At 41.0% G+C, this 11140-nt stretch carries 10 protein-coding genes; 3 read left to right on the plus strand and 7 right to left on the minus strand.

Going from position 1 to position 11140, the window contains the following annotated elements; translation table 11 throughout:
* Positions 1-74: 74 nt before the first annotated feature.
* Together purH and ACFIKD_RS00140 are read left to right on the plus strand one after the other, a co-directional pair.
* On the plus strand, positions 75-1694 hold the full coding sequence (gene purH, locus ACFIKD_RS00135; RefSeq protein ID WP_375646894.1) for a bifunctional phosphoribosylaminoimidazolecarboxamide formyltransferase/IMP cyclohydrolase: 1620 nt from the start codon (positions 75-77) through the stop codon (positions 1692-1694).
* A 349-nt stretch (positions 1695-2043) separates the two neighbouring features.
* Positions 2044-2196 carry a DUF1127 domain-containing protein gene (locus ACFIKD_RS00140; RefSeq protein WP_375635308.1) on the plus strand — a complete coding sequence of 51 codons (153 nt, stop codon included), beginning with the start codon at positions 2044-2046 and terminating at the stop codon, positions 2194-2196.
* A gap of 911 nt (positions 2197-3107) precedes the next feature.
* Here the strand turns inward: ACFIKD_RS00140 and ACFIKD_RS00145 are convergent.
* From ACFIKD_RS00145 to htpX, 3 genes are all read right to left on the minus strand, one after another.
* Complete coding sequence (locus ACFIKD_RS00145) at positions 3108-4853, minus strand: heparinase II/III family protein (RefSeq protein WP_375646895.1); 1746 nt, start codon at positions 4851-4853, stop codon at positions 3108-3110.
* Between the two features lie 64 nt (positions 4854-4917).
* Positions 4918-6282, minus strand: a complete 1365-nt coding sequence (locus ACFIKD_RS00150) for an RsmB/NOP family class I SAM-dependent RNA methyltransferase (protein ID WP_375646897.1) — start codon at positions 6280-6282, stop codon at positions 4918-4920.
* A gap of 47 nt (positions 6283-6329) precedes the next feature.
* A complete protein-coding gene (gene htpX / locus ACFIKD_RS00155) occupies positions 6330-7376 on the minus strand; it encodes a zinc metalloprotease HtpX (RefSeq protein ID WP_375644323.1) in 1047 nt (348 codons plus the stop codon).
* An 83-nt stretch (positions 7377-7459) separates the two neighbouring features.
* Between htpX and ACFIKD_RS00160 the strand changes: the two genes are divergently transcribed.
* Complete coding sequence (locus ACFIKD_RS00160) at positions 7460-7675, plus strand: DUF1674 domain-containing protein (RefSeq protein WP_375644324.1); 216 nt, start codon at positions 7460-7462, stop codon at positions 7673-7675.
* Between the two features lie 136 nt (positions 7676-7811).
* Here the strand turns inward: ACFIKD_RS00160 and rpsP are convergent, their stop codons facing one another.
* The 4 genes from rpsP to ACFIKD_RS00180 form a co-directional block, all read right to left on the minus strand.
* A complete protein-coding gene (gene rpsP, locus ACFIKD_RS00165; RefSeq protein ID WP_273787601.1) occupies positions 7812-8186 on the minus strand; it encodes a 30S ribosomal protein S16 in 375 nt (124 codons plus the stop codon).
* Between the two features lie 16 nt (positions 8187-8202).
* Positions 8203-8532, minus strand: coding sequence for a chorismate mutase (locus ACFIKD_RS00170; protein WP_273787741.1), 330 nt, complete (start codon positions 8530-8532; stop codon positions 8203-8205).
* A 24-nt stretch (positions 8533-8556) separates the two neighbouring features.
* On the minus strand, positions 8557-10125 hold the full coding sequence (gene ffh, locus ACFIKD_RS00175; protein ID WP_375647003.1) for a signal recognition particle protein: 1569 nt from the start codon (positions 10123-10125) through the stop codon (positions 8557-8559).
* A gap of 230 nt (positions 10126-10355) precedes the next feature.
* Positions 10356-11012, minus strand: coding sequence for a carbonic anhydrase (locus ACFIKD_RS00180; protein ID WP_208439374.1), 657 nt, complete (start codon positions 11010-11012; stop codon positions 10356-10358).
* Positions 11013-11140 lie beyond the last annotated feature (128 nt).

The raw sequence follows: 11140 nt of genomic DNA on the forward strand, positions 1-11140 counted from the left end.
CTAAAGGCTTATGCTATAAATCTATAAGCGTGTTTTACTAGAATTTTAACTCTTTCATTTTTAAGGCTTCTGTTATGGGTGTTGTTGCCAAAAATTTTCCCATACCTGATCTTCATCGGGTTCGTCGTGTTCTCTTTTCTGTGTCTGATAAAACGGGTGTGGTTGCTTTTGCACAAGCCCTTCATGCTACTTACAATGTTGAATTGATTTCAACAGGGGGAACAGCCAAAACCCTCATAGCAGCTGGTTTACCCGTAAAAGATGTTGCTGAAGTTACCGGATTTCCTGAGATAATGGATGGGCGTGTAAAAACACTCCATCCTTTGATTCATGGTGCTTTGTTAGGGGTAAGAGAAGATCCTAGCCATAGGGAAGCTATGGAAAAGAACAGCATTCATGGAATTGATCTTTTGGTGGTGAATCTTTATCCGTTTGAAGAGACGATCTTATCGGGAGCCGATGGGCAAACGATTCTTGAAAATATTGATATTGGTGGACCTGCGATGATTCGCGCCGCGGCAAAAAATTATGCTTATACTGGTGTTGTAACAGCGATAAAAGATTATGATTCGATTCTAGCTGAATTAAAACAGCATAATGGATGTTTAAGCTTATCTATGCGTCATCAGCTAGCAATGCGCGCTTATGCACACACCGCCGCTTATGATACGGCAATAGCATCGTGGTTTGCACGGGATTTAAAAATTGAAATTCCATCGTGGCAGAGTTTTTCTGGTCATCTTGAGAGTGTTATGCGCTATGGGGAAAATCCACATCAACAGGCAGCATTTTATCGCAATAATGAAAAACGTTTTGGTATTGCAACAGCAAAACTTTTACAAGGCAAAGCGCTTTCTTATAACAATCTGAATGATACAGATGCAGCCTTTGAGCTTGTGGCAGAATTTGATCCGCAAAAAACCGCTGCTGTCGCTCTTATTAAACATGCCAATCCTTGTGGTGTTGCGGAAGGAGAAAATTTGAAAGAAGCTTATTTGAAAGCTCTTATGTGTGATAATGTATCGGCATTTGGTGGAATTGTTGCTTTAAATCAAACCCTTGATGAGGAATGTGCTGAAGAGATTGTTAAAATTTTCACAGAAGTGATTATTGCTCCTGATGCCACAATGGCGGCACGTGAAATTATTGCCAAGAAAAAAAATCTTCGTTTGCTCATTACAGGTGGAGTTCCTGATCCACGCTGTGGAGGACTTCTTGCGAAAACACTTGCAGGAGGCATTTTAGTGCAATCGCGTGATAACGTGGTGGTTGATGATCTTAAATTGCAAGTAGTGACAAAGCGGGCACCAACTCAAGATGAAATGCGTGATCTTCAGTTTGCTTTTCGTGTAGCAAAACACGTTAAATCAAATGCTATTGTATACGCGAAAAATAGCGCAACAGTTGGAATTGGAGCCGGACAAATGAGCCGCATCGATTCAGCAAAAATTGCTGCAAGTAAAGCAGCAGAAAGTGCGCAAAGAGCAGGCTTAACAGAAACTCTCACAAAAGGATCGGTTGTTGCATCAGATGCATTTTTTCCTTTTGCAGATGGTTTATTAGCAGCAGCTGAAGCAGGAGCAACAGCAGTTATTCAACCAGGAGGCTCCATGCGTGATGAAGAAGTTATCACGGCTGCTGATGCGCAGGGTTTAGCGATGGTTTTCACAGGAACACGACACTTCCGCCATTAATAATTTTGCTGATTCTCTCTATTATATGAGACAAATGTTTCAAGGAATTTTTCATAATCATCGTATGACTATTGATCACTATTGAAATGGAAGCAGTTATTCAATCCAAAGAATCTACTCGTGAAGACGTTTATCACCACAGAAAATGCACATAATTTAACCATTATTTAGGGATAAGATATTGTTGTTGTTAATACTTTAATGGCTTCCCTTTCACATGAGCAAAATGTTAAAGGGATATTATCTTGTATGTAGATGCATACCTGTTATGATATTATAACACAACTCTTTTTAGTAATATGCTCTATTCTTAAACCAAAGAGTGAAATGAAAAGTTTGAGTAGAGGATATGAATATTCTACGTTTTTATAGTAATTGGCGCCGTTATCGTCGAACCGTTAATGCATTAAGGTGTCTTTCAACATATGAACTCAGCGATCTTGGAATTTGTCGCGGTGATATTAATTTGATTGCACGACGTTATTCGCGTAAATCTTTATAAACGTTGTTTGAAGCATTTGAGAGAGTGCTTTGCTGTGAAAAAACGTGCATTTTGTGGCTTGTTATTATGACTTCATTTATAATAACAAAGAGCAGAAGGGTTGTTTTTCTCGGGCGTTGCTATGTGTTGTTTCTTGAATTCTCAGTGCTTCTATGATGTAAAACATTTGATTTATAATGATAATTTAGCGTTATTCATATTGAATTAGAACCCCGAATACCGTAAGATTCTCCCATTTAAAATCTATGTATGTTGAATACAAAAACCATTCGCTTGCACGTTACAAACGGGGGATCCTGTGTGGATAAAAACTATTAAGAAAAGGCTAAAAATGCCTCTTATGAATCATCTCTAGTGCCAAGAGCTGTTACAAAAATTGGGCACTAATAAATAGTGTGATGGTGCTAAATTGCTCCTTGCGTAAAGATGGGGTGCTTCATGGATTTACCGTTATACCCATCACAGACATCATCACGAAATAGGCTTGGAAGTATTAAGGGATTTTTCTTTAATATACGTCCGTGAATATGCAATAAATAGCGCTCTGTTTTTCGTGAGGGAGCGTAACCCTATTAATGCAACTCTCTCAGAGATAAATATTAATCCCAACAGCACACTTAAGAACTTATAGAAGATAAGCAACAGCTTTATTTTCTCTCCACATCTTTAAAGAATGAAGATCCTTAACCAGTACTCATCTGTCAACAATGGTCTATCAAAAACTCTTTTTTCGAGAGCCAATCCCTCTTAGCATCACCTCATGAGATTCTATGAGCAAACCTTGCCTAAAAACATCCAACCTATACTCTAATAAAATGCTTCATGTATAAAATTTATATGATCTTCAAATTTTGAGAATATTACCACAATAAACGATGATGTTTTGCGACACGAAGATAAAACGCAATATACTATGGGTTGGAATAATGTTCTGATTTTTTATCAAACGCTTTACGGATAAAACGCCAACGAACTTTTTCCTGAAATGCAGGACGAAAATATAAAACAATCTGTTGTGTCCGCTGTGGACCTGTTAATTCTGCAAAATCAATCGAATCTTCAAGACAAATATCTGCGTCAGGCGATACAAAATACCATACTTGTTCGCTCTTCACGTTCTCGTTCTTTACAGCTAAACACACACGTTTGCCATCATAGTTAACTTCAACTTGTGGATGAAGATGAAACCGAACAGCAACATGATCTTGTTCATTTTGCACACTCTTGTGTCTCTTTCCCCCTTTATTTGGCATAAAAAAGCGATCAAAACCTTCGATCATATCTCCATTTGTTGCCAAAATAAGACCACGCTCATGAATAAAATTAAAGGGTCGCACATAACCATTATGACTCGCAATAAAACCCGTCTTCTCTGAATCCTCTATACGGCGCACTTGAACATCCGTTGGTCCATCAAACAAAAATGGCGCGCCATTTTTCTTTTTCTGATAAAAAGCACCCACTGAACAATCATTAAGCGTAGCTGTTGAATGTGCTGCAGTAACACGCCCTAAATGTCGATAATCTTCCCGCCCATCAGGATTAACACCGGTATTGATAATAAAACGGTGCCCTTGTGAAGACATTTCAAAAGACAAACACCCCGAACAAGCCTGCTGTGCTACAAAGCGGGGTGGAAACTTTCCTGTATCTGCAAGCACTGTTGTTTGATTGGCTTTTAAGCGCTGAAATCCTGAATAACGGGCATAACTAAAAGGATGCCCTCCTGTTTCATCAAGCTCCAAAAGGGACGATAACCGTTCCGACACAAGGGGACCAACCCCATTAAAATGAGCCAACGTTTGATCCTCATGGATAAAGAATCGTAAAGCCGGCAACATACGCTCAACAGAATCAATCAAAATACGTGGTGCTGTTTCATTGCTACGCATAAAAAGATGCCGTAACGACAATAAATCCGATAACAAATTCAGCAAAATAACAGGACTACGAGAAATATGCCCACCATCAACTAGGATTTGACGGGAAAGCTCTTTTATAAGTGTGGTTTGTACCTTTTTTTTCACTGCCACAGAAACAGGCAAAGCAAGAGATGCGAACGTCAAAGCCGCTGCTGCTTGTAAACGTCGGTCATCATGCTCCATACTGCAAATTGTTACGCGCAAATAACGAAATTGCAAACCAAGCGCACGTAAAAAGCGTTTTTCAAACCGCTCACTTGCTCCTTCTAACAACATTTTCGAATGACAAATCCATGAAATCAAGCGCCGCGCCACAACAGGACCACTCCAAGCAAGCCCTTTTACCTTCTTGCCAGCATGGTCAAACCAATCTTCTAAAAGAGAGCGTGCATGTGCAGAAGCTAAATCACTTCCTGCTGCCTCCATATGGCGCAACCAATGAAAATCATGTAGAGCTGCTTCCCATTCTAGCGTTGGTGGAACCAATGCAAACGGCGAAACAGCACCAGAATGAACAATGTGACCAGCAAAAGCAAAACGACCATGATAAAATTCATGCGCCATCATAGGATCAGCCACATGCAAATCCATGGGATGCGCTAAAATTTTATGAGGACGAAACCCTGAAAACCGCCAACGAAACAATGGTCCAACCCATAAACGCCGCATAACATTCTGTATCGTATCGATACAGGCTGCCACTTTTACCTGAGGAGCTTTTACCGCAACCGCCAAAATTTCATCTCCATTTATGCTGATTCAAATACAATTTCGACCATTTTTGTAAATGAAGCGTTAATTAAGCAATTTTTCGTAAGCGCGCAGCGAAAAAACCATCCATTCCTAAAAATGCGGTTTTCTCAGCATCAAAATTTTTATGACAAAAATCCGCAGGCGTTGTACGTAACATCCCCCCACAAAGCAAATGTGCCAGTGCTCCCATTTCCTCTGGATAAATAGGTTCTAAAACAATGTCATTGCGTGTCGATAAAATTTTTTCAATAAGATCTTCACCTTCTTCTCTTGCCAATGAACAATTGGAAAAAACAATCCGTCCCCCCACCTTTACCAAAGAAATTGCTGCGACAAGCAAATCATGTTGCAACGCCGCTAACTTGACGATATCATCCCTCGATTTCGTCCATAAAATATCTGGATGACGACGGATCGTTCCAGTAGAAGAACAAGGAGCATCGAGAAGAACCGCATCAAAAAGCTGTGTGGGATGGAAATTTCTCACATCGCCCTGCCAAATGTGAACTGAAAAATGAAGCCGTTCCATATTTTCTTTTAAACGCTTTACGCGGTTAGCAGAAAGCTCAATTGCTGTCACCTGCGCTCCTTGCAAAGCCAATTGTGCTGTTTTTCCCCCAGGGCTTGCACAAAGGTCAGCAACTCGCTTACCCCGAAGTGTTCCTAGTAAACAAGCAGGCAACGCTGCAGCAAAATCTTGAACCCACCAAGTTCCTTCACTATAGCCTGGTAAATCAGAAACAGAACACTCCAGACGATTCAATCGAACAGAACCATTGGGCAACACCAAACCGCCAAGCCTTTCAGCCCATCCAACACTATCAGATTTCACTGTCAAATCAAAAGGGGGTTCTACACTTTGAATTGCTATAATCTGATGCGCCTTTTCTGTTCCATAAGCTGACATTAAAAGCTGTCCAAACCACGCTGGCACACCTTCAATGGAAGGAATTTGTTGGCGTAAAGACACCGCCTCACGTGCAATATTGCGTAAAAGAGCATTCACCACCCCTGAAAAACGGCGCATTCGAGGGTCAAGTTTCGTCACACGCACAGCTAAATCAATAGCCGCATGATCTGGAATATCAAGATAAAGAATTTGTGCAACACTGATATGCAAAAGATGCTGGAGTGAAAGTGCTTGTGAAGGCAAAGGACGCGCTAAAAGGCGTGAGAGAGCTGCCGTAATCTGCCCTCGATGACGCAATGAAGCTGTTAAAATAGCCCGACATAACAAACGATCTCGTTGTGAAAGCTTTAAATATTGTGGATGTCCGTGTTCATTATCCGTCAAACCAGACAGAGGCGTGTGCTTATCAACTACCGCCCCCAAAAGACGCACACACACCTGTCGAACAGCTAATCCTGGAACATTTTTTTCAGACACATGCCCCGCTTTTTTGTGTTTCAAAACACCACCTTTATATCACTGTTTCCTTAAAAACTCCCTCAGTAACTCTATGAACGAGATCTTTTTGAATTTTCATAACGAAGCCAAGAAGGACGTTTTGTAACACGCTGAAAAGAACTGTTTTCTTGCTCACCTAATGCATGAGCCCGACCACTATGAAAATCTCCATAGTTCATCCCGTTGCTTTTTTCATGTATAGTATCTTCTTTATTCCATCCCACACTTTTGGCAAGAGCCCCTTTCATCTCTTCTGCTTGCTGATAAAGAGCAGCAATACGGTTTGCAGTTGCTGGATGTGTAGAAAAAAGACTATCCGCTCCCTCACCGCTCAAAGGATTAATAATAAACAGATGCGCGGTTGCTGGATTATGCTCTGCTTCTTCATTATATACCCCACGTCCCCCATCAGCAATCTTACGCAATGCCGAAGCCAACCATAAAGGATTACCACATATTTCAGCCCCTCTCCGATCCGCAGCATATTCCCGCGTACGACTAATCGCCATTTGCACCAGCATTGCTGCAAAAGGTGCCACGAGCAGTGCAATAAATCCTCCAATTGCCCCAGCGCCATGAGAATCTTCTGAAGAGTTACGCGGTCCTCCCATAAAGAAAGCAAAATTACCAAGCATTGAAATTGCCCCTGCAATCGTTGCGGTTAGAGTCATTGTTAAGGTATCACGATGCTCAATGTGTGCGAGCTCATGCGCCATAACACCGGCAATTTCCTCTGAACTCAACCGCTCTAACAACCCAGTACTTGCAGCAACAGCAGCATTTTGCGGATTACGTCCCGTCGCAAAAGCATTTGGCTGTGCATTCTCAATAACATAAACCTTTGGTTGAGGAAGAGAAGCCCTTTGTGCTAAATCGCTTACAATCTTATAATAAACTGGTGCTGAATGCTGATCAACTTCACGCGCCCCGTACATGCGTAAAACGATTTTATCCGAATTCCAATAAGAAAAAAAGTTTAAACCACTTGCCATCAAAAGAGCAATGACCATGCCACCACCCCCTCCAACAAGATAACCAACTCCCATAAAGAGAGCAGTTAAAAAAGCCAAAAGCATGGCTGTACGCATTATATTCATTACTCAAAAAACTCCATGATAAAAGCCAATCAATATTATATGATGGTGTTTTCTTTCTGCTTCTTCAATGGAATAGGTGTAAAATGAATAAAAAAGATGAGAAAACAAGCAAAAAAAATGCAACTGTTGTTAAACAGCAATCTCTTTCTCCCGCAGCACAACGCGCCCTTAAAGAAGCTGAAGAAAGGCGAAAAAACGCAGCCAAAAAAGAACAACCTTTAGAAAACGGCGGACGCGGCGGCAAAGACCCTTCCCGCTATGGAGACTGGGAAATTAAAGGCCGCGCTATTGACTTTTAAAACCATTGATTTTTATAAAACCAGCGCTGTTTAAACAAGCAGCTTTTTAAAGAAAATCCGTTTTTGATAGACAAAAACGGATAATATTTATTTTTCTAAAGCTTTTAAAGACACGTTGATTAAACAATCATGCTTCTCATGCTGAAGCAGATTCTGCTTCAGCCGCTGCCGCTGCTTCTTCTGCCGCTTGCTTTGCTGCTGCTATACGTTCTTGTGCTTTTTTACCCGGTTCACCTTTATGTGGATTATTACGGGTTGGACGCTTTTTCAAGCCAGCTGCATCTAAAAACCGTAAAACGCGATCTGTTGGTTGAGCCCCTTGTCCAAGCCAATATTGGATACGTTCTTCATTAAGTTTTACCCTCGGTCCATCTTTAGGCAACATTGGATCCCATGCACCAACACGTTCAAGAAACCGCCCATCGCGCGGACTACGAACATCTGCAACGACGATATGATAGTAAGGACGTTTTTTTGAACCTCCACGGGACAAACGAATTTTCAATGCCATATTTTATCTCCTATTGTCAGCTCTGGCTTTCGTTTAAATTAACTTTTTTTGTTTTTTGCTCTTCAGCAATAACTTCATGATGACGCACAACTTCTTTAATAATAAATTTTAAAAATCTTTCAGCAAAATCAGGATCAAGATGACTATCTATAGCCAATTGCCGCAAACGCTCTACCTGATATTGCTCACGCAGAGGATCTACTTTAGGCAAATCATAACGCGCTTTTAAGCGCCCAACAGCTTTCGTACAACGAAAACGCTCTGCTAAGATATGAATCAAAGTTGCATCAAAATTATCAATAGATGCTCGTAAATGTGCCAATTCGTTTAATACTGTTTCCTGCATCATATTCCTTTCCCTCTTTACATCTTATTTTTTCTTAGGATGCTGAGGAAATTTTCCCCTATCAGCAATGTCATTGGAAAAACCAGGAAATGTAGGTCCACGCTTGGGAAGTCCGGGCAAGAGCTTCCCTCCATTACCATTTTCAATTTGCTTTTGAAGTGTTGAGAATTGCTTTAGATCCAATCCCGACAAATCAGGCATAGCTGGAGAATCCCCCCCCAAATTTCCCATACCACCAAAACCCATTTTGGAACCAAGTCCTCCCAACATTTTTCCCATAAAACCACTTTTTCCTTTACCACCCATAGCTTTCATCATATCAGCCATTTGGCGATACATTTTCAAAAGTTTATTAATATCAGCTGCCGTTGTACCAGATCCCTTAGCAATTCGTTGTTTGCGGCTATGTTTTAAAAGCTCTGGATTCGCCCGCTCTTGCGGTGTCATAGATGAAATAATGGCCAATTGACGATCAAACAAACGATCATCAAGCCCCGCGGCCGCAATCTGCTCTTTGACCTTCCCCATTCCTGGCAACATGCCCATAATACCGCCCATTCCACCCAGTTTTTTCATTTTCTGCAACTGTTCTGCAAGATCATTCAGATCAAATTTTCCGGCTTGCATTTTTTTTGCAAAAGCAGCAGCTTTCTCATGATCCATTGTTTCAGCAGCTTTTTCAACCAAAGAAACAATATCCCCCATTCCGAGAATACGATCAGCAATACGGCTGGGATGAAACTCTTCTAAAGCATCTATTTTTTCACCAGTTCCAATTGCTTTAATTGGTTTACCTGTAACCGCACGCATAGAAAGAGCAGCACCACCACGCCCATCACTATCCATACGTGTTAAAATAATCCCTGTAATCCCTACACGCTCATCAAAAGAACGAGCAAGATGAACGGCATCTTGCCCTGTCAAACTATCAGCCACCAACATAATTTCATGAGGAAGGGAACATGCTTTAATTTCAGCCAATTCGAGCATCAAAGCTTCATCAATATGATTACGTCCTGCTGTGTCAAGAAGAAGCACGTCATAACCACCCAATTTAGCAGCCTGCACGGCACGTGATGCAATATCAACGGGCAGCTGTCCCGCAATAATAGGCAAGCTTGCAAGTTTCGCCTGTTCTCCCAATTGGCGCAACTGCTCCTGTGCAGCGGGACGACGTGTATCTAATGACGCCATAAGAACTTTTTTATTGTGCTTATCAGTGAACCGTTTCGCAAGCTTTGCTGTTGTAGTTGTTTTTCCGGAACCTTGCAAACCAATCATCATGACAACAACTGGAGCTGGTGCATTTAAATCACTCAGAACGCTTTCATTTCCAAGAATATGAACCAATTCATCATGAACAATTTTAACCACCATCTGGCCTGGTTTAATTGATTTAACGATTTCGGCCCCAACGGCTTTTTCCCGAACCCTATCGGTAAAAGAGCGTACAACATCAAGAGCAACATCAGCTTCCAATAAAGCGCGACGAATTTCACGCAGCGCCTCTACAACATCCTGATCCGATAAAGCGCCACGTCCCGTCAAATGAGACAGGATAGAACCAAGTCGCTCTTGCAAGGATTCAAACATCATTTACCTCATTGTTGCATAACAAACAAACCAAAATAGCATCCGAGAACGCATCGCGCCGTCGGATGTTGACCTCTGAGATCTCTTTATACCCTTAAACTGGGGTCTCAGTCGGTGGCTCCAAGTTAATTTTGTCACTGAAAGCTTGCTCCTTCAAACAATAAAACCCCAGCTTTGTCAAGTTTTATCATAAAATGTCTTTTTATACGAAGAAATAAAAACAGCAAATACTATACTTCAAAACTTTCAACTTCAACACGCATAAAACAACCTGTTTCCTGTTCCATACTCCATAATTTCCCGCTAGAGATATCAAACCAAACCCCGTGCAATGTCAAAAAACCTTGATCTTTGCGAAGCTTTATCCACGGAAACGTCTCTAAATTTCTCAACGAATGGCGAATAGAAAGCTGCTCTAATGCCGTCTGTTTTTCTGGCCAAGACAGCGACTTATTATTCAAAACGATTTCTGCTGCTGGTGCTAAGAGACTTATCCATTGACCAATAAAATCATTTGATGATAAAGATTTACATGTCTCCTTAAGAGCAGTACGAATGCCTCCACAATGGGCATGACCAAAAACGACAATATGTTTCACCTCGAGCAATTGCACAGCATATTCAAGAGCTGCTGATGTTGCGTGATATTGATCATCAGGAGAAAAAGGAGGAACCACATTTGCCACGTTGCGCAAAGTGAAGATTTCCCCTGGCTTAGCATCAAAAATCATTTCTGGCACTGCACGCGAATCACAACAAGCAATGACCAAAACTTCAGGTTTCTGCCCTTCAATCGCCAATTGCTGATAATGTGCTATTTTATATAAAAAATGATTGTTTATAAAATTTTGGTAACCACTTAAAAGTCTTGCTGGTAAACGCGCCATTCTCTCTTTACTTCTGCTTCTTTTTTTACTTTACATTTTGTATATTTAAAAAAACAAACTATTAACATACAAAAATACTAAAAATGCCCTTTCTCTGACGCAAAATATTTCTTTAAAGTACAAACTAT

Source organism: Bartonella sp. CR84HXZ, from assembly GCF_042194535.1.
GTDB classification, from domain to species: domain Bacteria; phylum Pseudomonadota; class Alphaproteobacteria; order Rhizobiales; family Rhizobiaceae; genus Bartonella; species Bartonella grahamii.